Raw genomic sequence first — 23,247 nt, forward strand, 5'->3', positions numbered from 1 at the left:
GGAGCCCCAGAATGTCACGCCGATGCGGCGTCGAACCGGCGCCGCGCGTCAGCCACTTCCTCCGCATGGGTGAAGGCCCAGCGGTTCAGCGCCTCCAGCACCAGGGCCAGCGAGAGGCCGAGCGGCGTCAGCGCGTATTCCACCTGCGGCGGCGTGGTGGGGAAGACGGCGCGGGACACCAGCCCGTCCCGCTCCAGGGCGCGCAGGGTCACCGTCAGCATGCGCTGGGAGATGGGGCCGATCTGCCGGCGCAGGGCGTTGAAGCGGCAGGGGCCGGCGACCAGCTTCACCACCACCAGCACGCTCCAGGCGTCGCCGATGCGGTCCAGCACGTCGCGGGTGGGGCAGCGCCCGGCGTTGGCCTGCGCCAAGGCGGGAAGGTACTCCTCCGGCACGGGCGCGGCCGGCGGCGTGCGCAGGGCGTCATGGGTGGACATGGGTTCCTCCGGTGTGACCTGGTGAGGAGACGGTGCCTTCTTCAAACCAGGTTCCCGATGAGCATATGGTTCCCAGCGGGAACCGCCAATCGGCGGGCCCGCGTACCCGCGCATGGGCCGCTTCCGGCGGCGGGCGCGCGGGCATCCGCAACAGGGAGCATTTCATGAAGATCGCCGTTCTCGGAGCCTCCGGCATGGCCGGCTCGCGCATCGTGGCCGAGGCGCTGGCGCGGGGCCACCAGGTGACCGCCATCGCCCGCAAGCCGGAGGGGCTGAAGGACCACCCCGCCCTCACCAAGGTGGCGGCGGACGTCTCGGCGCCCGCCCTTGCCGACCTGTTGCGCGGCCACGACGCGGTGGTGAGCGCGCTTCATTTCGACGTCGTTTCCGAGCCCACGCTGGCGGCGGCTCTGAAAGCGGCCGGCGTGAGCCGTGTCCTGATCGTGGGCGGCGCCGGCAGCCTGGAGGTGGCGCCGGGTGTGCTGCTCATCGACACGCCGGAATTCCCCGATGTGTGGAAGCCGTTCGCCCGTCCCGGCGTGGATTTCCTCGCGGCGCTGCGCGGCGAGAAGGAGCTGGAGTGGACCTTCATCTCCCCCTCTGCCTTCTTCGAGCCGGGCGCGCGCACCGGCGTGTTCCGCGTCGGCGGTGACCAGTTGCTGGTGGGCGCCGACGGGCGCAGCTCCATCTCGGTCGAGGACTACGCGGTGGCGCTGGTGGACGAGCTTGAGAAGCCGGCCCATGTCCGCGCACGCATGACGGTGGGCTACTGAGGCCGGCGGCTCCGGTCTTCGGCCGGAGCCGGACAGGTTTCGCCCGAACACCGCGCGGGCTTGACCGAAGGCCCGCGCGTCATGCTCACGGGCCTTCGGTCTGAAGACATCGGCTCCGGTCGGCGACCGGAGCCGCGCGGGTTTCGCTCGAACGCCGCACGGGTCGAGCCCAAGGCCCATGCCCCAGGCCCCAGGCCCAGGAGCAGGGCTCGGGGGCCTGGGGCATGAGAGAGGTGTCGGAACGGCAAGAGTCGTTCCGCGCGGTTCCTCGGCTCCCGCGGGCGCCCCGCTGCCGGCTTCAGCCGCGCACGAGGTCGCCGAGCAGGCTCGCCGCCAGCGTCAGCTTGGAGAGGCTGAGGCCCGAGGCGGCGATGTCGCGCACCGTGCCGCGCATGCGCTCCACCTCGTCGCAATGGGCGGCCACATAGGCTTCGAGCCCGGCCGCGCCGGCGCCGCCTTCCTCCAGGATGCGGCCGCCTATGCGCCGCAGGAAGGTTTCGAGCTGCGTGAGGGCGCGGTCGAGGGCGAGACGGTCGTAATAGTCGGGCGCGGCGATGGCGCGGGCCTGCCCCACGAGGTCGTCCACGCCGAAGTAGCGCCCGGCGGCGAAGAAGGTGCTGGCCACATCGGGAATGGGCCGGCCCGTGGTCTGGGCCAGCAGCGCGATGTCCGAGGCCGCGGCCAGCGCCTGGGTGGAGGCGATGCGCCGGGCGAGGTCTTCCGGCACCTCCTGGGCGACGAGCGCGGCGATGCGCGCCTGACGGGCCGTGCGCCACGCCTCGGGCAGGCTTTCGTCGAGGGCGGAGGACACCGCCGTGATGCCCGCGCGATAGCGCTCCACCACCGCCGCGATGCCCTCCGCGAAGGAGACGTTGGCCAGGAACCAGACGATGCGGCTGAGCGTCAGCTCTTCCACCGCCGCATAAAGGGCGAGCTGGGTGGCGCCCTTCACCTTGTTGTCGAGGGCGTCGATCTCCGCCATGAGGCCGGGCAGGCCATAGCTGTCGCGCACCGCCGCGAAGGCGCGGGCGATGGCGGCGGCATCGGCGCTGGTCTGGTCCGCGATGCGCGCGAAGGCCGAGGGGCCGCACTGGTTCACGATGGCGTTGGAGAGCCCGGTGGCGATGATCTCCCGCTTCAGCCGGTGGCCGGTGACAGCCTCCGGGAAGCGCGCCTCGATCTCGGGCGGGAAGTAGGCGGCGAGCTCGCCGGCGAGATAGGGGTCGTCAGGCACGCCGGAAGAGACGAGGTGCGCGTTGAGCGTGAGCTTGGCATAGGCGAGCAGCACCGCCAGCTCCGGCCGGGTGAGGCATTCCCCGCGCGAGCGGCGGTCGGCGATCTCGGCATCGGAGGGCAGGAATTCCACCGCCCGGTCCAGCTCGCCGCGCGCTTCCAGCATCTGCATCAGGCGCTGCTGGAAGGCGATGTCGTGGGCGCCGGCGCGCTGGGCGAGGGAGAGCGCGAGGGTCTGCGCATAATTGTTGCGCAGCACGAGGCGCGCCACCTCGCCGGTCATCTGCTTGAGAAGGGCCGCCCGCTCGGCGGCCGTGAGGGCGCCGCTCTCCAGCGGGCGGGACAGGGCGATCTTGATGTTCACCTCCACGTCGGAGGTGTTCACGCCGGCGGAATTGTCGATGGCGTCGGTGTTGAGGCGGATGCCGCGCCGCGCCGCCTCGATGCGCGCGCGCTGGGTCATGCCCAGGTTCGCGCCCTCGCCGATCACCTTGGCGCCCAGCTCCGAGGCGGCGACGCGTACCGCGTCATTGGCGCGGTCGCCGGCGTCGACATCGGTCTCGGTGGAGGCGCGCGCATAGGTGCCGATGCCGCCGAAGAAGAGCAGGTCCACCTGCGCCTTCAGGATGGCATTGATGAGCTCGGCCGGCGTCGCCTGGGCCTTGGGGAAGCGCAGCAGCGCCTGGACCTGGTCCGAAAGCGCGATGCTCTTGGCGGTGCGGGGGAAGACGCCGCCGCCGGCCGAGATCAGGGTCGGGTCGTAATTGGCCCAGGAGGAGCGGGAAAGGTTGAACAGGCGCAGGCGCTCGGCGTGGGCGCGCTCGGTGTCCGGGTCCGGATCGAGGAAGATGTGGCGGTGGTCGAACGCCGCCACCAGCCGGATGGCGCGCGACAGCAGCATGCCGTTGCCGAACACGTCGCCCGACATGTCGCCCACCCCGGCCACCGTGACCGGGGTGGTCTGGATGTCGATGTCCATCTCGCGGAAGTGGCGCTTCACCGCCTCCCAGGCGCCGCGCGCGGTGATGCCCATGGCCTTGTGGTCGTAGCCCACCGAGCCGCCGGAGGCGAAGGCATCGTCGAGCCAGAAGCCGTGGCGGGCGGAGATGGCGTTTGCGGTGTCGGAGAAGGTGGCGGTGCCCTTGTCGGCCGCCACCACCAGATAGGGGTCGTCGCCGTCAAGGCGAACGGTGTCGGCGGGGTGGACCACCGCGCCGTCCTTCAGGTTGTCGGTGAGGTCGAGCAGGCTGGAGACGAACACCTCGTAGGCGGCCGTGCCCTCGGCGAGGATGGCCTCGCGGCTGCCGCCGGCCGGCAGGCGCTTGGGCACGAAGCCGCCCTTGGCGCCCACCGGCACGATCACCGCGTTCTTCACCTGCTGTGCCTTCACGAGGCCCAGGATCTCGGTGCGGAAGTCCTGCGGCCGGTCCGACCAGCGCAGGCCGCCGCGCGCCACCTTGCCGAAGCGCAGGTGCACGCCCTCCACGCGCGGGGCGTAGACGAACACCTCGTAGAGCGGGCGGGGCAGGGGCAGGCCCTCCACCTTCGCGCTCTCGAACTTCACGGCGATGGCCTCCCGTGGGCGGCACTCCTCGTCGCACTGGTAGAAGGTGGTGCGCACGGCGGCGTCCACCAGATTGACGAAGCGCCTGAGGATGCGGTCCTCGTCGAGGCTGGACACCTGGCCGAGGGCATTGGCGAGAGCCTCGCGCAGCGGCGTCTCGCGGGCGGCGCGCGCGTCCGGGGCTGGGTCGTGGGCGGGGTCGAAGCGGGCATGGAACAGGGCCACGATGTCCCGCGCGATGGCCTCGTGGGCGGCGAGGGTGCGCCAGAGGTAGTCGGGGCTGAAGGGAATGCCGGCCTGCCGCAGGTAGCGCCCGAGGGTGCGCACCAGCGCCGCCTCGCGCCAGGAGAGGCCGGCATCCAGCACCAAAGCGTTGAAGCCATCGTCCTCGGCGGCGCCGCGCAGCACCGCGTTCAGGCAGTCCTCCAGCCGCTCGTCCGAGCCGGCGATGGCGATGGCGCCGCCATCGGCCCGCTCCAGCGACATGTCGTGGAGCCAGCAGCGCGCGACGCCGGCCTCCGCGCCCATTTCCTCGTCGCCGTCCTGCGGCTCGATGCGGTAGGTGCGCTCGTTGATGGCCTTGAGGCCCATGTTCTCCAGCATGGGCACGCGGATGGAGAGCGGCAGCGGCGCCCCGTAGGAGAGCAGGCGCAGGGAGATGCGCGTGTCCGGGTCCTCGGCCCGGCGGTAGAAGTCGATGGCGATGGGCCGCTCCGGCGAGAGGCGCTCCATGCGCTCGATGTCGGCGAGGGCGGTCGCCACGTCGAAGGCGGCCTGGTAGCCGGCGCCGAAGGCCGGGCCGTAGCGATGGCGCAGCAGGGCGGCGTCCGCTCCCGCCAGCGCCGGCGCTGCGGCAATGGCGGTGCACAGGCGGTCGTTCCAGGAAAGGGTGGAGGCGGCCACCGCCCGTTCGAGGGCGGCGAGGTCCACCGCGGGCGCCGGGCCGCCCCGGCGATCCACCGTGTAGTGGGCGCGGACGAGGGGCACGCCCGGCAGGAAGCTTTCCATGCAGGCAGAGACGGTGCCTTCGAACGCTTCCTCCAGCAGCGCGCCGATGCGCCCGCGCACGGCGGCGTCGAACCGCTCGCGCGGCACATAGGCCAGCACCGAGGCGAAGCGGCCGAAGCGGTCGAGCCGCGCCAGCACCCGCACCCGTGGCCGGTCGTAGAGCGAGAGGATGTCGCGCGCATGGGCGGCGAGGGTGGCGGTGTCGACCTGGAAGAAGTCGTCGCGCGGGTAGGTTTCCAGCACCGTTTCCAGGGCGCGGGCCGAATGGCTTTCCGGCTCCAGGCCCGAGCCGCGCACCACCGCCTCGGCCTTGAGCCGCAGGTAGGGGATCTCCCGCACCGAATGGGTGTAGGCGGTGGAGGTCAGAAGGCCCACGAGGTGGACCTCGCCGGTGAGGCGGCCTTTCTCATCATGGGTCTTGATGCCCACATAGTCCATGACGTTGCGGCGGTGCACGCGCGAGCGCAGGCTCGCCTTGGAGAACATCAGCGGCTGCGGCCCTTCGAGGAAGGCGCGGATCTCCGGCGTGGTCACCACCGGCGCGTCGCCGAGGCGCAGCTCGCGCACCACGGGGTCGCGCAGCACGCCGAGGCCCGAGCCCGGCTCGGCCGCCAGTTCGCCGGCGGCGTCGAGCGCGTAGGCGCGCAGGCCGAGGAAGGTGAAGTTGTCCTCCGTGAGCCAGGTGAGGACGTCGGCTGCCTCCAGCCGGTCCTTGTCGGCGTAGGGGGTCTTCTCCTTGCGCAGGGCCTTGGCGAGGGCCTTCACCTGCCGGCGCATGGCCTGGAAGTCCTCGTTGATGGCGTGGACATCGGCCAGCGTCGCTTCAATGCCCGCCTTCAGGTGCGCCTGCGCGGCGGGCTCGATGGCCGCCACATGCAAATGGATGAGGCTTTCGCGATTGTCCTCTGCCTCCCTGGCGGAAGGCTCGGCGAGCCCGGCGGCGCGCCCGTCGCGGTCGCGCGTCACGTGGAAGATGGGGTGGGCGGCGAGCTTCAGCTCCAGCTTGCGGTCGGCAAGCTCTCCCGCCACCGAATCGAACAGGAAGGCCATGTCGTCGTTGATGGCCTCGATCACCGTGATGGCGGCGCTGCCCGCGCCGGCATCGAGCACGCGCACGTCCGCCGCCCCGCGCGGGCGGGCGAGCAGGTGGGCCCAGGCATCGCGCACCACGCCTGCCACCAGCGCCGGGTCGAGGGGCATCAGGTCCTCGGGGGCGATAGCGGCGAGGAAGGTGCGGGTGAACAGGTCCGGCAGCTCGGCGCCCGCGGCGGCAAGGGCCGTGCGGATGGCCTCGATGCGTCCTTGCAGGTCGTGATCGGTTTCGGCAGTCTGAAAGCCTTGAACAGTCATGGCCACTCCCCCGAATGGACGCCCTCGTGCCGCGCCGGTTCCTCGCGGAACCGTCCGTCTCGTCCGCCGAAGTTCGGTCACGAGCCACGACGCAACGATGACGAGGAACGCCTATGGCCCCCACAGTGAAGCGCGCCACCGCCGGCTCAAAGACCAAAAGCGCGGTCGCCGAAAAAACCGGCACGCCTGCGAAGCGGGCGGCGACCGCGCCGAAGGCCCGGCAGGCGCCGGCGGCCGCTCCCGTGGCGGCCCGCGCGCCCGATGACACGCCGGCCATCGCGCTCGACCTGCCCATGGCCGCGCTCGACCCGGCGACCGACGCCTATTTCGAGAAGTGCCGCACCAAGATCGGCTTCGTGCCCAATGTTCTTCAGGCCTACGCCTTCGACCTCGCCAAGCTTTCCGCCTTCACGGCCATGTACAACGACCTGATGCTCGCGCCCTCCGGCCTCTCGAAGCTGGAGCGGGAAATGATCGCGGTGGCGGTTTCGAGCGTGAATCGCTGCTATTACTGCCTCACCGCCCATGGCGCCGCCGTGCGCCAGCTCTCGGGCGATCCGGTTCTGGGCGAGCAGATGGTGATGAACTATCGCGCCGCCCGGCTCGACCCGCGCCAGCGCGCCATGCTCGACTTCGCGGTGAAGCTCACCGAGCGCCCTCACGAGGCGGAGGAGGAAGACCGCGCCGCCCTGCGCAAGGCGGGCTTTTCCGAGCGCGACATCTGGGACATCGGCGCCGTCACCGGCTTCTTCAACATGACGAACCGCCTCGCCTCCGCCACCGACATGCGCCCCAACACGGCCTATCACGCCGAAGCGCGCGGGCTTGCCGATTGAGGGCCGACCCCCGGCCGGCGGCGCGGGCCGGGGGCCAACCTGCTCACAAAAAATTTTCCGAGCGTACGCTCGTTCTATTCCGCAATGTGGTATGAAGAGGTTGGCCGCCCGGCGGACAAGCCGACGCCAGGGAAGGACCAGTTGACGCAGCCAAGGCATCGCATGCTAGGGTGCGTCGCAAGAGATAGCGCACCGCTCAAGGTGCCGTCCGGAGGAAACCGCCAGGGTCGCGCGCCAGCATGCGTGCGTGCGCGCCCATGGCTTCAACACGAGGGCGCCCACCGATCATGGACACCGTCGCAGACGTGCCCTACATCGTTGAAGCATCAGGTCTCACGAAGGAGTTCAAGGGGTTCGCGGCCGTCAAGAACGTGAATCTCAAGATCCGTCGCCACACCATCCATGCCCTCATCGGGCCGAATGGCGCGGGCAAGACCACCTGCTTCAATCTCATCACCAAGTTCCTGGAGCCCACCCGCGGCACCATCAGGCTCAACGGGCGCGACATCACCCGCACCCCGCCGGCCGATGTGGCGCGGCTCGGCATGGTCCGCTCGTTCCAGATCTCCGCTACCTTCCCGCATCTCACCGTGCTGGAGAACGTGCGCATCGCGCTGCAGCGTCCCTTGGGCAATTCCTTCCGCTTCTGGCAGTCCGAGAGCACGCTCGAAGTGCTCAACGACCGCGCCATGGAGCTGATCGCCGACGTGGACCTCGTCTCCTACCGCGACCACCTCGCGGTGGAGCTGCCCTACGGCCGCAAGCGCGCGCTGGAGATCGCCACCACGCTCGCCCTCGACCCCGAGATGCTGCTGCTCGACGAGCCCACCTCCGGCATGGGCCGGGAGGACATCGCCCGCACGGCGGAGCTTATCCGCCGCGTATCGGAGAACCGCACCATCCTGATGGTGGAGCACAATCTCTCCGTGGTGGCCGATCTCTCGGACATGATCACCGTGCTCGCGCGCGGGGAGATCCTCACCGAGGGGCCCTACGCGGAGGTGTCGAAGAACCCGCAGGTGGTGGAGGCCTACATGGGCACCGGGCACGGAGCGCACTGACATGTCGGAGACCAACGCGCCCCTGCTCGCGGTGAAGGACCTGCACGGCCACTATGGCGAGAGCCACGTGCTGCACGGCATGACCTTCGACGTCCGCCCCGGAGAAGTGGTGACCCTGCTCGGCCGCAACGGCGCCGGCAAGACCACCACCATGCGGGCCATCATGGGCCTGCTGCGCAAGCGCTCGGGCTCCATCCGCTACGAGGGCACCGAGACGGTGGGCCTCGCGCCCAACAAGATTGCCCGCCTCGGCATCGCCATCTGCCCGGAGGAGCGCGGCATCTTCGCCTCGCTCTCGGTGCGGGAGAACCTGCTGCTGCCGCCGGTGGTGCTGCCCGGCGGGCTTTCCGTGGACGAGGTCCACGAGCTGTTCCCGCGCCTTGAGGAACGGCGCAACAGCCAGGGCACCAAGCTCTCGGGCGGCGAGCAGCAGATGCTGGCCATCGCCCGCATCCTGCGCACGGGGGCCAAGCTGCTGCTGCTGGACGAGCCTTCCGAAGGCCTCGCCCCGGTGATCGTGCAGCATATCGGCCAGATCATCCGCGACCTCAAGAAGAGGGGGTTCACGGTACTGCTGGTGGAACAGAACTTCCACTTCGCCTCCACTGTCGCCGACCGGCACTATGTGGTCGAGCACGGCCGCGTGGTGGACATGGTGGAGAATGACAAGATCGCGGAGAACGCGGCGCGTCTGGAAGCGCTCCTGGGCGTGTGAGGCACTCGCGGTACCGGCCGCGCGGAGCGTTTTTCCTGGGGCGCATCGGGCGTGTTCACCTTGCGCGTGCGGGGTCCTTCGCGCCCGCCGCTGTTCTGAAGTTCCGAAATAACAAACGCCGGCAAAAGTCCGGCACGGAGGAAACATCATGCGTTTTGCTGCCATTCTGCTGGCGGCCACCAGCCTCGCCGGCATCGGCGCGGCCCAGGCGGCCGACCCTGTCCCCGTGAAGATCGGCGTGCTCAACGACCAGTCCGGCCTCTATGCCGATCTCGGCGGCCAGGGCTCGGTGTGGGCTGCCAAGAAGGCGGTGGAAGACTTCGGCGCCGCCGCCAAGGGCCTGAAGGTGGACGTCATCTTCGCCGACCACCAGAACAAGGCGGATGTGGGCACCTCCATCGCCCGCCAGTGGTTCGACGTGGACGGGGTGGACCTGATCGTCGATACGCCCAATTCGGGCGTCGCGCTCGCGGTCTCCGGCGTGACCAAGGAGAAGAACAAGGTCTTCATCAATTCCGGCGCCGCCACCTCCGACCTCACCGGCAAGGCCTGCACGCCCAACACCGTGCACTGGACCTATGACACCTGGGCGCTCGCTAACGGCACCGGCAAGGCCATCGTGAAGACCGGCGGCGACACCTGGTTCTTCCTCACCGCCGACTATGCCTTCGGCCACGCGCTGGAGCGCGACACCGCCAAGGTGGTGACCGACAACGGCGGCAAGGTGGTGGGCGCGGTGAAGGTGCCGCTCAACAACGCGGACTTCTCGTCCTTCCTGCTGCAGGCGCAGAGCTCCAAGGCCAAGATCGTCGGCCTCGCCAATGCCGGCGGCGACACCATCAACTCCATCAAGCAGGCGTCCGAATACGGCATCGTGGACGGCGGCCAGAAGCTTGCCGGCCTGCTCATCTTCCTCACCGACGTGCACTCCCTCGGCCTCAAGACCGCCCAGGGGCTGAACCTCACCGGCGCCTGGTACTGGGACCAGACCGACGCCAACCGCAAGTTCGCCGACGAATTCGCCAAGGCCAATGGCGGCAAGCGGCCGACCATGGTGCAGGCGGGCGTCTATTCCGGCGTGCTGCACTATCTGAAGTCGGTCGAGGCGCTGAAGTCCGCCAAGGACGGTGCCGCCGTGGTGGCCGAAATGAAGAAGCTCCCCACCGACGACCCGCTGTTCGGCAAGGGCGAGGTGCGCATCGACGGCCGCCACATCCACCCCATGTATCTCTATGAGGTGAAGAAGCCGTCGGAATCCAAGGGGCCGTGGGACTATTACACCCTGAAGGCCACCATTCCCGCCAATGAAGCGTTCCGCCCCCTGAGCGAGAGCGACTGCCCGCTGGTGAAGAAGGGCTGAGGCCAACTGAGGCCGGGCCGGCCTTCCCCCGCAGGCCGGCCCGCTTTCCCCTGACGAGACGGATCCCCCATGTTCGAGCTTCTCGGCATTCCCCCCCAGGCGCTGTTCGGGCAATTGCTGCTCGGCCTCATCAACGGCGCGTTCTACGCCATGCTGAGCCTCGGGCTCGCGGTGATCTTCGGCCTGCTGAACGTCATCAACTTCACCCACGGCGCGCAATACATGATGGGCGCGTTCGGGGCGTGGATGCTGCTCAATTACCTGGGCGTGCCGTTCTGGGGCGCGCTGGTCATCTCGCCGATCCTGGTCGCCATCATCGGCATGGTGATAGAGCGCACGCTGCTGCGGCGATTGTACAATCTCGACCACCTCTACGGCCTGCTGCTCACCTTCGGCCTCGCCCTCATCTTCGAGGGGCTGTTCCGGCGGCAGTACGGCTCCTCGGGCTTGCCCTATAACAATCCCCTGCCGGGCGGCACCAACCTCGGCTTCATGTTCCTGCCCAACTACCGCGCCTTCGTGGTGGTGGCGTCCCTGGTGGTGTGCTTCGCCACCTGGTTCGTGATCGAGCGCACCAAGCTCGGCTCATACCTGCGCGCCGCCACCGAGCGGCCGGATCTGGTGCAGGCGTTCGGCATCGACGTGCCGCGCATGATCACGCTCACCTACGGCTTCGGCGTTGGCCTTGCCGCGCTCGCCGGCGTGCTGGCGGCGCCCGCCTACCAGGTGAGCCCCACCATGGGTTCCAACCTCATCATCGTGGTGTTCGCGGTGGTGGTGATCGGCGGCATGGGCTCCATCATGGGCGCCATCGTCACCGGTTTCGGCCTCGGCATCATCGAGGGCCTCACCAAGGTGTTCTACCCGGAGGCCTCCTCCACCGTCATCTTCGTCATCATGGCGCTCGTGCTCATGGTGAAGCCCGCCGGCCTGTTCGGCACGGCCAAGTGAGGCGGCTGCCATGAACGCGTCTTCCAGCTCCACCCCCGCCTCCGCGCGCGGCGCCGCAGCGCCGGCATCCTCCTCCACGTTCACGGTGCTCGGCCTGCTGGCGGTGGCCGTGCTCCTGGTGGCGCCCTTCGGCGTCTATCCCGTGTTCCTCATGAAGGTGATGTGCTTCGCGCTGTTCGCGTGCGCCTTCAACCTGATGCTGGGCTACACCGGGCTTTTGTCCTTCGGCCACGCCATGTTCTTCGGCGGGTCCGCCTACATCTGCGCGCACACCATCAAGGTGCTGGGCTTCTCGCCGGAGCTGGGCATCCTGGCCGGCGTGGCGTTCGCCGCGGCGCTCGGGCTGGTGGCGGGGCTGCTCGCCATCCGCCGGCAGGGCATCTACTTCGCCATGGTGACCCTGGCGCTGGCGCAGATGTTCTTCTTCTTCTGCATTCAGGCGCCCTTCACCGGCGGCGAGGATGGCCTGCAGGGCGTGCCGCGCCGGCCGCTGTTCGGTCTCATCGACATCGCCCAGGACCGACACCTCTACTATGTGGTGCTCGCCATCTTCCTGTTCGGCTTCGTGGTCATTCACCGTGCCATCCACTCGCCGTTCGGGCAGGTGCTCAAGGCCATCCGCGAGAACGAGCCGCGCGCCATCTCGCTGGGCTACCGGGTGAACCAGTACAAGCTGCTCGCCTTCGTGCTCTCGGCGGCGCTGGCGGGGCTTGCGGGCTCCACCAAGGTGCTGGTGTTTCAGCTCGCCTCCCTCACCGACGTGGCCTGGCAGATGTCGGGCGAGGTGATCCTGATGACGCTGGTGGGCGGCATGGGCACCATTCTCGGGCCGGTGGTGGGTGCGGCGGTCATCGTCACCATGCAGAACTACCTCGCCGGCCTGGGCGAATGGGTGCTGGTGATCCAGGGTGCCATCTTCGTTCTCGCGGTATCGCTGTTCCGCAGGGGCATCGTGGGCGAGATCATCGCGCTGGTGAAATACTACGGGGCCCGCAAGGCGGGCTGAGCGTGGCACTCCGCCGCCGGGTGAGGGGGCCGGCTGTGGGGCGCGGAGGTTTTCGCTTCATTTTTCGATTGCACGTCATGTCTCTGCGCTATCCACTGTCCGGATCAGCCGCACGAGGCCGGTGCCGGGGGGCGCCGGCCTCCGCGTCCAAGGGCGAGGAATGGCCATGAATGCAGGCGTGCCAGCGCAGGAACCGGCGCAGGGGGGCGTCACCCGCTACGCTGATTTCCTTCTGCTCGGAGGCGGCATCGCGGGCGCTTCCGCCGCGGCGACCCTGAGGGCCGAGGGGGGTGGCGGCTCGGTGATGGTGCTCTCCGCCGAGGAGGTGCCGCCTTATCACCACACCGCGCTTTCCAAGGGCCTGCTCCTGGGCGACGACCCCGACGGGCGGATCTACATCCACCCCGCGAGCTTCTATTCCGAGAACCAGATCGGGCTGGAGCTGAATACCAAGGTCTCGCGTGTGGACACCGCGAAGAAGGCGGTGGTCACCACCTCCGGCGAGCGCATCGGCTATGGCCAGCTCCTGATCGCGGCCGGTGCCAAGCCCCGTCCGCTCACCGTGCCCGGCGCCGGCCTTCCGGGCGTCTTCACCCTGCGCCAGAAGAGCGATGCCGACGCCATCCGCGCGGCCATGCATGGGGCGAAGCGGGCGGTGGTGCTGGGCGGCAGCTACCTCGGTCTCGAGATCGCCATGTCGCTGCTGGAGAGCGGGCTCAAGGTCACCATCATCGAGAAGGGGCCGCGCCTCCTGCCTCACCTCGAGGCGCCGCGCCTGTCGCAATATTTCGAGCAATATGCCGAGTCCCGCGGCGCCACCCTGATGCTGGGCGACACCGCCGCCAGGGTGCGCGGGCAGGGGCGCGTGGAGGCGGTGGAAACCGTAGGCGGGCGGCTCGTACCGTGCGATCTGATGATCGTCTCCATCGGCGTGACGCCCGCCACCTCTTTCCTCGTAGGCAGCGGCATCCCCCTCGATGAGGAGGGATACGTGCTGGTGGACGAGCAGCTGCGCACCGGCGTCCCCGATGTGTTCGCCGCCGGCGACATCACCAATTTCCACGATCCCGTGTTCGCCCGCCGCCGCCACCTGCAGCACTGGGACAACGCGCTGAAGCAGGGCCGGCTCGCCGCCCGCAACATGCTGGGCCGACGGCTGCGCTATGACGAGGTCTCCTATTTCTTCTGCGAGGTGGGCGACATCGGCTTCAACGTGCTCGGCGCCACGGAGGAAGCGGACAACTGGATCGCCCGCGGCTCGCTGGAGGAAGGCTCGTTCGCGTTGTTCTACCTGAAGGGCGACGTGCCGCGCGCGCTGTTCTCCGTGGGCCGCCCGCCGGACGAGATCCGGGTGACGGAGGGCCTCATCCGCTACCGCGTGGCCCTCGGCGCGGTGAAGCACCGCCTGCCCGAGCCGGGCTTCGTGCTCGACCACATCCCCACTCAGACCGCGCTCATCCTGCAGGGTGGCGGCGCGCTCGGTGCGTATGAGTTCGGGGTGGTGAAGGCGCTGGAAGAAGAGGGCATCTATCCGGATATCGTGGCCGGGGTGTCCATCGGCGCGCTCAACGGGGTGGTGATCGCCGGCAATCCCCGCCACGCCACCCAGGCGCTTGAGTCTTTCTGGAACGACCTTTCAGTGACGACCCCGCATTTGCCGTTCGTGGAGCTGCGGCGCGCGGCGGCGGCCTCCAAGATCCTGGCCATGGGGGTGCCCAACTTCTTCACCCCGCGCTGGGTGATTCCGCCCAAGGGGCCGGAGGACTGGCCCGCCAACTGGACCAGCTATTACGACACCTCGCCCATGAAGGCGCTGCTCTCGAAATACGTGGACTTCTCCACCCTCAAGGACAGCCCGGTGCGCCTGCTCGTGAGCGCGGTGAACGTCACCACCGCGACCCTCGACGTGTTCGACAGCTATGTGGACGACCTCACCGCCGACCACGTCCTCGCCAGCGGCTCCCTGCCGCCTGGCTTTCCCTGGACCATCATTGACGGCAAGGCCTATTGGGATGGCGGCATCATCAGCAATTCGCCGCTCGACCTGCTGCTGGAGCGCTGTGGGCCGGATGGCAAGCGCGTCTTCATCGTCGATCTCTTTTCAGGCCGCCGTGCGCTGCCCTCCAACATGATGGAGGTGTTCGCCCGGCGCGATGAGATCGTGTATTCGGAGCGGGTGCAGAGTGACCTGCACTATCGTGCGCAGATCGAATACTATCGAAAGCTGGTGGACCACCTGGTCAGCCGTCTCGACGAGGTGGAGGCCGCCAAGGTGACGCGCCTTCCGGCCTACATCCAGCTCATGGGCGATGGCGCCATGAGCACCATCACCCGCATCGTGCGCGCCGGGCAGACGGGAGAGCACGCCTCGCGCGACTATGATTTCTCCGACCTCGCCATCGAGACCAACGCCGCCGAAGGCTATGCCGAGGCCAAGCGCACGCTCCGCCGGGCTTAAGGTTTCCCGGCCCCGCGCCCGGTGCGGCGTGGGGCGGCTACCTGCGGCGACAGGCCGGACGGCGGCCCCGAAGGGCATACCATCCGGCCCGCCATCCCATGCCGGTCAGGGCTTGGCACGGGTAGCTCGTTTTCCGAGGGCGGTGGCGGCGGGAGCCGCGGCCGGTCAACCGGTTCGCTCGGAGGGGGGCATTCGCGCTGGGATTGTTTTAGCAAGGCGATGCACGTCGGAAAAGAAGTGAAGGTTCCATAATGTGGGGTTTGGAGGCGTGCCGGAGGATACTGCATTCACTTCGGTGCGGCTTTCCTTTGACATCCTGAAACGCACATCACCGCAATATTGCCCTTCACCCGCGAAGGGCCCGCTCCCCAGGGCGCGATGGCGGGGACCGCGCCGGAGCCCACCGGCAGCGCCTTACGGCTGGAGCGGAGCCGCAGGGGCGCCGAAGCGGTCGCGCCAGCTCGGCTGGGCGCCGGGGAAGGGCAGCGCCCTGGCGCAGAACACCGCCCGCGCCACCGCCCGCGCCAGCACGGCGGAGGCGCAGGCGCCGATGCGGGCGAGGTCGGCCAGCGGCTCGGCCAGCGGCCGCGCCCCGGTGGCGAGGGCGAACACGCAGTCGCCGTCGAGCGGCGTGTGGACGGGAAACAGCGACAAGGCGAGGCCGTCCTGCGCCATCACCGCCAGCCGCTGGGTCTGCGCCGGGGTCAGCACGGCGTCGCAGGCCACCACCGCCAGGGTGGTGGCTGAGAGCGGCACATGGCCCTTGAGGGCGGGGGCTGCGGCTTCGTCGGGAAAGGCCGCGGGCAGGCCGAGCCCGCCGAACTCCGCCTGCCGCTCATAGGGCGCGGCGCGGAAGTGGGGCCCGGCGCCGACCAGCGGGCTGCCCACGGCGTTCACGGCCACCACCGCGCCCACCACGTGGCCCGAGGGCAGCACGGCCGAGGCCGAGCCGAGCCCGCCCTTCACCGTGGCCGTGGTGGCGCCATAGCCTGCCCCGGCGGTGCCGAGGGGAAAATCGAGCCCGGCGGCGAGGAGCGCCTCGCGCCCGAGCGCGCGGTAGGGCGGCTCGGCGCCCCAGGCCTTGTCTCCGCCGTTCAGGAGATCGAACAGCACCGCGCCGGGCACGATGGGCACCCGCGCCGAGCCCACCGCGAAGCCGCGCCCGGCCTCGGCCAGGGCGGCCATGACGCCGGCTGCCGCGTCGAGCCCGAAGGCCGAGCCGCCGGAGAGGACGATGGCATCCACCCGCTCCACGGTGGCGGCGGGGGAGAGAAGATCGGTCTCGCGGGTGCCGGGCCCGCCGCCGCGCACGTCCACGGCTGCCACCGTGGGCGCCTCGCAGAGCACCACGGTAACGCCGGTGGCCCGGCGCGCGTCCTGGGCGTGGCCCACCTTGAGGCCGGGCACGTCGGTGATGAGATTGCGCATGGCTTCCCCCTTCGGCTCATGCCGCCATGGAAGCGTTGTAGATGGCTTTCCGCCTTTCGGGAAAGGGCGGTCTCGGCCGGCCCCGGCGCTCACAAGGCGGGGAGCGCGGCGAAGTGCGGCTTGCCGCGGGCGCGCGGCGGGACCATGACGGGGCCGACTTGAACTGAGATTGCCCTAAGGGTTCCATGGCCGACGTCACCTTTCCCGCCGCCTTCCTGGCCGGCCTCGTGAGCTTCGTGTCCCCGTGCGTGCTGCCGCTGGTGCCGCCCTATCTGTGCTTCCTGGGCGGCAGCACGCTGGAGGACCTCGCCGGGGATGAACCGGTGAAGGAGGTGGGGCGGCGGGCCATGCTGGGCGCGGCGCTGTTCGTCGGCGGCTTCTCCCTGGTGTTCGTGCTGCTGGGCGCGGGCGCCTCCGCCATCGGCGACCTGCTGAGGGCGCACCTCGATGTGCTGTCCATGGTGGCCGGGCTCGCCATCCTGGTGATGGGACTGAACTTCCTGGGCGTGTTCCGCATCCAGCTCCTGCACCGCACCGCGCGCCCGCATGTGAACGAGCCGGCTGGCCTGTGGGGCGCGTTCGTGATGGGGCTCGCCTTCGCCTTCGGCTGGACGCCCTGCCTCGGCCCGGTGCTGGGGGCCATCCTGGCGGTTGCCGGCTCGGAGGGCACGGTCTCCAAGGGGGCCCTGCTGCTCGCCACCTATTCGCTGGGGCTCGGCGTGCCGTTCCTGCTGGCGGCGGTGGCGGTGCGCCCGTTCCTGGCGAGCCTCGTGCACGTGCGCAAGCTGCTGCCGGTGATGGAGAAGGTGATGGGCGCCCTGCTGGTGCTCACCGGCATCGCCTTCATGTCCGGCTGGATCGCCCATGCGAGCTACTGGCTGCTGGAGACCTTTCCCGGCCTCGCCACCATCGGCTGACACCCTCGGCTCCGGTCCTCGGTCGGCGCCGAGCGGGCTTCGCCCAAGCCCCGCGCGCTGGCGGCCGAAACGAAAAAAGCCCGCGCGACCCGCGCGGGCTTTTCCTTTTCATGGGGCGGGCGCGCCTCAGAGCTGCTTGTAGGCGCCGTCCTTCCACTCGTAGACCACGTAGTCGATCTTGGTGATATCGCCCTTCTTGTCGAAGGAGAGCGGGCCGAGCACCGTATCGAACACCTTGCCGGAGTGGATCTCGGCGGCGAGCTTCTTCGGGTCGAGGGACTTGGTCGCCTCGGCCGCCTGCTTGATGACCTGCACGGCGGCGTAGGAATAGAGCACGTAGCCTTCCGGATCGATGCCCTTCGCCTTGAAGGCGGCGACGATGTCCTTGGCGGCCGGGTTGTTGCGCGGGTCGGGGCCGAAGGTCATCAGCGTGCCGGCGGCGCCGGGGCCGGCGATGGTCCAGTACTCCTTGTCGGCGATGCCGTCGCCGCCGAACAGCACGGTGTCCATGCCCTGGTCGCGCATCTGGCGCACGATCAGGCCGGCCTCGGGGTGCAGGCCGCCGTAATAGACGAGGTCGACGCCGTTGGCCTTCAGCTTCGAGACGAGGGCGGAATAGTCCTTCTCGCCGGGGTTGATGCCCTCGTAGAGGACTTCCTTCATGCCGCCCTTGTTCATGGCCTTCTGGGTCTCGTCCGCGAGGCCCTTGCCGTAGGGGGTCTTGTCGTGGACGATGGCAACCTTCTTGCCCTTGAACGACTTGACGATGTAGTCGCCGGCCACCGAGCCCTGCTGGTCGTCGCGGCCGCAGGTGCGGAAGGTGTTCCACATCTTGCGTTCGGTGAAGGTCGGGTTGGTGGAGGCGGGGCTGATCTGCAGCACGCCGGCTTCTTCATAGTCGGTCGAGGCCGGGATGGAGACGCCCGAGTTGAAGTGGCCGACCACGTACTTCACGCCGTCGGAAATGAACTTGTTGGCGGCGGACTTGCCCTGCTCGGGCTTGCCGGCATCGTCGCCCACGGAAAGCTCGACCTTCTGGCCGAGGATGCCGCCCTGGGCGTTGATGTCGGCCACCGCCTGTTCCGCGCCGGTCTTGAGCTGGGCGCCGAAGGCGGCCGCGCCGCCGGTCATGGGGCCGCCCACGCCCATCTTCACCTGCGCCTGGGCCCCGGCCGCGAAGGCGAGGCTGGCGCCGAGCGCGAGCGACGCCAACAGGAGTTTCTTCATCTCGTTTCTCCCCTCGTGTGCCGGACCGGAACACGGTGTCCGTCCGGAATGGAACTGCCGCGGCGCATTGTGCCGCAATTCATGAACCTGTCACGGCCCCGGCGGGCCGTCCGCCGCTTCGTCGCCGTCGAGGCGACGCCAGCACAGGGGGCCTGCGGGCGCGAACATCCAGCCGTACTGAACGCTCATCTGCCGCCGGCGCACCGCGCGGAAACCGAGGGCCGCCACCGCGAACAGGAAGACGATTTCCGCCAGCGAGGCGGCGGGCGAAAAGAGATCGTCCGCGAACAGAGCGAAGTGGCAGAAGCGCACCGCCGCCGCCAGCGGCACGCAATAGAGCGCGAGGGAGGCCGGCGAGCGCCAGGCCCGCGCCACCGCCTTGCCGGTGAGCCAGGCCGCTGAGCCGCCCATCACCAGCGACACCAGCAGGAAGTCTCCCAGCGAGCCTCCCGTGACCTCCTGCGGCGCCAGCGCCGCCGCGAGCACGAACAGGGCGATGAGAACGAGGGGGACCACCAGCAGAGGGGAGGAGGGGTTGCCCGGATCGCGCGCCATCTCAATGCCCTCCTTCGAGATAGGCGGCGCGCACCTCCGGCCGGGCGAGCAGGTCCGCGCCCGTGCCGCTCATGGTGATGACGCCGTTGACCATGACATAGCCGCGGTGGGCGAGCTTCAGGGCGTGGTAGGCGTTCTGCTCCACCAGGAAGACGGTGAGGCCCTCGGCCGCGTTCAGGGTGCGGATGGCCTCGAAGATCTGCCGCACCACCAGCGGGGCGAGGCCGAGGGAGGGCTCGTCCAGCAGCAGCAGGCGCGGCCGGCTCATGAGCGCGCGGGCGATGGCCAGCATCTGCTGCTCGCCGCCGGAGAGGGTGCCGCCGCGCTGGCCGATGCGCTCCTTGAGGCGGGGGAACATCTCGAACATGCGCTCGAGATCCTCCGCGAAGTGGGTGCCGCCCTCCACCGCCGCGCCCATCTGCAGGTTCTCGTACACGGTCATGCGCGGGAAGATGCGCCGGCCTTCCGGCGACTGGGCGATCCTGAGGCGCATGATCTCGTGGGTGGGCAGGCGGGTGATGTCGCGCCCCGCGAAGGTCACACGCCCCTCGCGCGCCTGGGGCGAGCCGCAGATGGTCATCATCAGCGTGGACTTGCCGGCCCCGTTGGCGCCGATGAGGGTGACGATCTCCCCCGCGTTGATGTCGAGGTCCACGCCCTTCAGGGCGATGATGTTGCCGTAGTAGGCCTTCACGCCCCGCACGGCGAGCAGGGGGGCGGCCTTCGCGGGGGTGTTCATGCGCTCACCCCCGTCGCGGCGACGGCTTCTTCCTCGTCCTCGACGCCGAGATAGGAGGCGATGACCCTGGGGTCGTCGCGCACCTCCCTGGGGCTGCCGTCGGCGATCTTGCGGCCGTATTCCAGGACCACGACATGGTCGGAGATCTCCATCACCACGCTCATGTCGTGCTCGATGAGCAGGATGGAGGTCTCGTGATCGGCCCGGATGGCGAGCAGCAAGGTGTTCAGCTCGTGGGATTCGCGTGGGTTGAGGCCCGCCGCCGGCTCGTCGAGGCACAGCAGCACGGGCCTTGTGCACATGGCGCGGGCGATCTCCAGCCGCCGCTGGTCGCCATAGGGCAGGTCGCCGGCCGGGTCGTCGGCGCGGGCGGTGAGCTTGATCTTGTCGAGCCAGTAGAGGGCGTGGTCCACCGCCTCCTTCTGCCGGCGCCGCCAGGAAGGCAGGTTGAGCAAAGCGGCGGGATTGATGAGGCCGGCCTCGGTGAGCGACATGTGCTGCGCCACCAGCAGGTTCTCCAGCACGGTCATGCCCGAGAACAGGCGGATGTTCTGGAAGGTGCGCGCCACCTTGGCCCAGGAGGAGACCTTGTGGTCCGGCAGGCGTTCCAGCAGATAGGCGGCGCCGGCGGAGGTGCTGGCCCGCGGGAGGCCGCCAGTGGTGAGGGCGTCGAGCTCCTGCGCGGTGGCCGGGCCGCCGTGCATCAGGGCGAGGCGACCGGTGGAGGGCTTGTAGAAGCCGGTGATGCAGTTGAACACGGTGGTCTTGCCGGCGCCGTTCGGGCCGATCACCGCCGTCACCTCGCCGCGCCCGGCGCGGAAGGAGACGTCGCCCACCGCGACGAGGCCGCCGAAGCGCATGGACAGGTGGTCCACCTGCAGCAGCGGGTTGCGGTCCCAGCTGCGGGGGAGGGCGAGCTCGGCCATCAGCCGTGGCCCTCCTTCACGAGCGCGCCGGAGACCGCCTTGCGCTCCCTCAGGAAGATGGTGGGCATGCGGCTCGCCACCAGGCCGCGCGGGCGCCACACCATCACCGCCACCATGGCGAAGCCGAAGATGAGCATGCGGTAGAGCGAGGGGTCGAAATCCGGCCCGAACAGGAAGCTCGCCTTCAGGAAGCTGAGGTTACGCAGCATCTCCATGCCGCCGATGAGCAGCACTGCCGCCGCCGCCACCCCCATCTGCGAGCCCATGCCGCCGAGCACCACGATGGCGAGGATGACCGCCGATTCCATGAAAGTGAAGCTCTCGGGCGAGACGAACCGCACCCGCACCGCGAAGAAAGCGCCCGCGAAACCGCCGAACATGGCGCCGGTGGCGAAGGCGGTGAGCTTGGTCAGCGTGGTGTTGATGCCGAGCGAGCGGCAGGCGATCTCGTCCTCGCGCAGCGCTTCCCAGGCCCGGCCCACCGGCATCCGGCGCAGCCGCAAGGTGGCGAGGGCGGTGAGCACCGCGAGCCCCAGGATGACGAAATAGAGGAAGATCATCCGGTGCATCGAATCATACTCGAGCCCGACACGGGCGGCGAAGCCGTCGTCGCCGCTGCTGAAGGGCACGCCGAAGAAGGTGATGGGCGGGATGGAGGAGATGCCCGCCCCGCCGTTGGTCAGCGACACCCAGTTGATGAGCACGAGGCGGATGATCTCGCCGAACGCCAGGGTCACGATGGCGAGGTAGTCGCCCCGCAGCCGCAGCACCGGAAAGCCCAGGATGAGCCCCCACAGGCCGGCCAGGATGCCCGCCACCGGCAGGCACACCCAGAACGACCACGCCGCCCAGAACCCCTCCGCCAGATGGGCGTCGAGGAAGGCGTTGAGCGGCACGCTGGTGGCGAGCAGAGCGAAGGTGTAGGCCCCCACCGCGTAGAAGGCCACGTAGCCGAGATCCAGCAGGCCGGCGAGGCCCACCACGATGTTGAGGCCCCAGCCGAGCATCACATAGGTGAGGATGTAGATGCCGAGGTCCACCCAGTAGCGGCTGGGCGAAAGGCCGCCGGAGAGGCCGATGGCGAGGAAGGGGTAGGCCAGCGCCACCAGGAGGAATGCGGGCTTGGCCGCCGGTCCCAGCCTGCCCGCGAGCCCGGCCAGCAGGGGCGAGCGCCGCGGTGCCGCGCTGCGGCCCGGCCGCCACAAGGTGAGGCTCAGCATCAGCCGCAGCACTGTCACCAGCCCCGCGAACACCGCCACCAGGCCGAAGCGGTAGGTGAGGGTGAGGGGGCCGGAACCGGATTCGGTGGCGCGGAAGCCCACCAGGGGCAGCAGCAGCAGGGCGGTGATGATGCCGCTCGCGACCGCATCCTTGAGGGCCGGCAGCAGCACCGCCTCGGCCGGGGGCGGGGCAGGGGCGGCCGGCGGCGCGGCGCCTTCCGGCGGACCTTCCTCACGCTCCCACAGGTCGGATCTGTGGGCCGCCATCACACCTTCTCCACTTCCGGCCTGCCGAGCAGTCCCTGGGGCATGAAGATGAGCACCACCACGAGGATGGAAAATGCAGCTACATCCTTGTATTCAATGGAGAAGTAGGCGGACCAGAAGGTCTCGATGAGGCCGATCAGCAGGCCCCCCAGCACCGCGCCGGGCAGCGAGCCGATGCCGCCGAGCACCGCCGCCGTGAACGCCTTCACCCCCGGCACGAAGCCGTCCGCGAAATTCACCACACCATAATACATCAGGTACATCACCCCGGCCACGGCGGCGAGGGCGGCGCCGATGACGAAGGTGAGCGAGATGGTGCGGTCCACATTGATGCCGAGCAGCGCGGCCATCTTGCGGTCCTGCTCGCAGGCGCGCTGGGCGCGGCCGAGCGGCGTCTTCTGCACCAGCCACCAGAAGCCGACGAGAAGGCCCGCCGTGACGGCCATGATGATGATCTGCTTATAGGCAAGCGTGACCGCGTAGCCGTCGCGCTCCATCAGCACGATCACGTCCGGCACCATGGGGGGCAGCGGCTTGTTGCGCGGGCCCTGGGCCACCTGCACGAAGTTCGACAGGAAGATGGACATGCCGATGGCGGAGATCATGGGCGCGAGGCGGAACGAGCCGCGCAGCGGCCGGTAGGCCACCCGCTCGATGGCCCAGCTCGTCAGCCCCGTGAACAGCATGGCCACCACCAGCGTGATGGCCAGCACCAGGAAGATGGAGCTGATGCCGACCACCGTGGTGAGCAGCAGGACGCAGATGAGGCCGATGAAGGCGCTCACCATGAACACGTCGCCATGGGCGAAGTTGACCATGCCGATGATGCCGAACACCATGGTGTAGCCAATGGCGATCAAGCCGTAGATCGACCCCAGGGTCAATCCGTTGATGAGCTGCTGGAGGAAGATCTCCATCCGCCGCTGGACCCCTCTGCTCTGGTGGCTGCGCCTACAAATTCATCCTGCACGATGTTTGGGCGAAGCACGTTTTTTCAACTCATAGCCCGCCCCGGCGGCCGAGACAATTCTCGGAATGGCGCGTGCGCTGCAGTCGTCGCGCGCCATCGGCGCCCGGTGGGGCGGCGAACGCCCGCGTGTTCTTGTCCCGGCTTCGAAAAATGCACGGGCGCGTGGCGCGCCCCCGCCGCCCCCTGGTCTGCTGGCGCCCGCGCCGGCTGCGTCCGCAGCGTGAGATTTCTCCCGTTGCGCGAAAG

The 23,247-nt window shown here is 69.3% G+C and carries 18 protein-coding genes; 9 read left to right on the top strand and 9 right to left on the bottom strand.

Features of this window, described 5'->3' with window-relative positions; genetic code table 11:
• Positions 1-14: 14 nt before the first annotated feature.
• Positions 15-437, bottom strand: coding sequence for a winged helix-turn-helix transcriptional regulator (locus tag V5F61_RS12760; protein WP_393989368.1), 423 nt, complete (start codon positions 435-437; stop codon positions 15-17).
• A 164-nt stretch (positions 438-601) separates the two neighbouring features.
• On the opposite strand from V5F61_RS12760, the gene V5F61_RS12765 reads away from it, so the two are divergent.
• On the top strand, positions 602-1,210 hold the full coding sequence (locus V5F61_RS12765; protein WP_393989369.1) for an NAD(P)-dependent oxidoreductase: 609 nt from the start codon (positions 602-604) through the stop codon (positions 1,208-1,210).
• A 298-nt stretch (positions 1,211-1,508) separates the two neighbouring features.
• Here the strand turns inward: V5F61_RS12765 and V5F61_RS12770 are convergent, their stop codons facing one another.
• The gene (locus tag V5F61_RS12770) at positions 1,509-6,365 is read right to left on the bottom strand and encodes an NAD-glutamate dehydrogenase (RefSeq protein ID WP_393989370.1); all 4,857 of its coding nucleotides are present in this window, start codon (positions 6,363-6,365) and stop codon (positions 1,509-1,511) included.
• Between the two features lie 293 nt (positions 6,366-6,658).
• Here V5F61_RS12770 and V5F61_RS12775 point away from each other — a divergent pair, with 293 nt between their 5' ends.
• The 7 genes from V5F61_RS12775 (at position 6,659) to V5F61_RS12805 (ending at position 14,752) form a co-directional block, all read left to right on the top strand.
• Positions 6,659-7,201, top strand: a complete 543-nt coding sequence (locus tag V5F61_RS12775; protein WP_393989406.1) for a peroxidase-related enzyme — start codon at positions 6,659-6,661, stop codon at positions 7,199-7,201.
• Between the two features lie 287 nt (positions 7,202-7,488).
• Positions 7,489-8,262 (top strand): ABC transporter ATP-binding protein, encoded by a 774-nt coding sequence (locus V5F61_RS12780; RefSeq protein ID WP_393989371.1) that lies wholly within the window; start codon positions 7,489-7,491, stop codon positions 8,260-8,262.
• Position 8,263: 1 nt separating this feature from the next.
• Positions 8,264-8,977: an ABC transporter ATP-binding protein gene (locus V5F61_RS12785; RefSeq protein WP_393989372.1), complete on the top strand. Its 714-nt coding sequence runs from the start codon at positions 8,264-8,266 to the stop codon at positions 8,975-8,977.
• A gap of 148 nt (positions 8,978-9,125) precedes the next feature.
• Entirely contained in the window at positions 9,126-10,337 is a 1,212-nt protein-coding gene (locus tag V5F61_RS12790) for an ABC transporter substrate-binding protein (protein WP_393989373.1), read from the top strand.
• Positions 10,338-10,406: 69 nt separating this feature from the next.
• Entirely contained in the window at positions 10,407-11,288 is an 882-nt protein-coding gene (locus tag V5F61_RS12795) for a branched-chain amino acid ABC transporter permease (protein WP_393989374.1), read from the top strand.
• Between the two features lie 10 nt (positions 11,289-11,298).
• The gene (locus V5F61_RS12800; RefSeq protein WP_393989375.1) at positions 11,299-12,294 is read left to right on the top strand and encodes a branched-chain amino acid ABC transporter permease; all 996 of its coding nucleotides are present in this window, start codon (positions 11,299-11,301) and stop codon (positions 12,292-12,294) included.
• Positions 12,295-12,454: 160 nt separating this feature from the next.
• Complete coding sequence (locus V5F61_RS12805) at positions 12,455-14,752, top strand: FAD-dependent oxidoreductase (protein ID WP_394104042.1); 2,298 nt, start codon at positions 12,455-12,457, stop codon at positions 14,750-14,752.
• A 414-nt stretch (positions 14,753-15,166) separates the two neighbouring features.
• On the opposite strand, the gene V5F61_RS12810 is transcribed toward V5F61_RS12805, so the two are convergent.
• Complete coding sequence (locus V5F61_RS12810) at positions 15,167-16,180, bottom strand: P1 family peptidase (RefSeq protein ID WP_393989377.1); 1,014 nt, start codon at positions 16,178-16,180, stop codon at positions 15,167-15,169.
• A gap of 185 nt (positions 16,181-16,365) precedes the next feature.
• Between V5F61_RS12810 and V5F61_RS12815 the strand changes: the two genes are divergently transcribed.
• Complete coding sequence (locus V5F61_RS12815) at positions 16,366-17,097, top strand: cytochrome c biogenesis CcdA family protein (RefSeq protein WP_393989378.1); 732 nt, start codon at positions 16,366-16,368, stop codon at positions 17,095-17,097.
• Between the two features lie 126 nt (positions 17,098-17,223).
• Here V5F61_RS12815 and V5F61_RS12820 read toward each other — a convergent pair whose 3' ends face one another.
• The 6 genes from V5F61_RS12820 to V5F61_RS12845 form a co-directional block, all read right to left on the bottom strand.
• On the bottom strand, positions 17,224-18,324 hold the full coding sequence (locus tag V5F61_RS12820) for a branched-chain amino acid ABC transporter substrate-binding protein (protein WP_393989379.1): 1,101 nt from the start codon (positions 18,322-18,324) through the stop codon (positions 17,224-17,226).
• Positions 18,325-18,414: 90 nt separating this feature from the next.
• On the bottom strand, positions 18,415-18,879 hold the full coding sequence (locus tag V5F61_RS12825; protein ID WP_393989380.1) for a DUF6867 family protein: 465 nt from the start codon (positions 18,877-18,879) through the stop codon (positions 18,415-18,417).
• A gap of 1 nt (position 18,880) precedes the next feature.
• Positions 18,881-19,618, bottom strand: coding sequence for an ABC transporter ATP-binding protein (locus V5F61_RS12830; protein WP_393989381.1), 738 nt, complete (start codon positions 19,616-19,618; stop codon positions 18,881-18,883).
• Positions 19,615-20,544, bottom strand: a complete 930-nt coding sequence (locus V5F61_RS12835; RefSeq protein ID WP_393989382.1) for an ABC transporter ATP-binding protein — start codon at positions 20,542-20,544, stop codon at positions 19,615-19,617. The genes V5F61_RS12830 and V5F61_RS12835 overlap by 4 nt, the downstream gene beginning before the upstream one ends.
• Positions 20,544-22,031, bottom strand: a complete 1,488-nt coding sequence (gene livM, locus V5F61_RS12840) for a high-affinity branched-chain amino acid ABC transporter permease LivM (RefSeq protein ID WP_393989383.1) — start codon at positions 22,029-22,031, stop codon at positions 20,544-20,546. Before livM ends, V5F61_RS12835 begins: the two co-directional genes overlap by 1 nt.
• The gene (locus V5F61_RS12845; RefSeq protein WP_393989384.1) at positions 22,031-22,948 is read right to left on the bottom strand and encodes an ABC transporter permease subunit; all 918 of its coding nucleotides are present in this window, start codon (positions 22,946-22,948) and stop codon (positions 22,031-22,033) included. Before V5F61_RS12845 ends, livM begins: the two co-directional genes overlap by 1 nt.
• Positions 22,949-23,247 lie beyond the last annotated feature (299 nt).

The sequence above is a fragment of the Xanthobacter sediminis genome (assembly GCF_043195015.1).
Classification (GTDB): Bacteria; Pseudomonadota; Alphaproteobacteria; order Rhizobiales; family Xanthobacteraceae; genus Xanthobacter.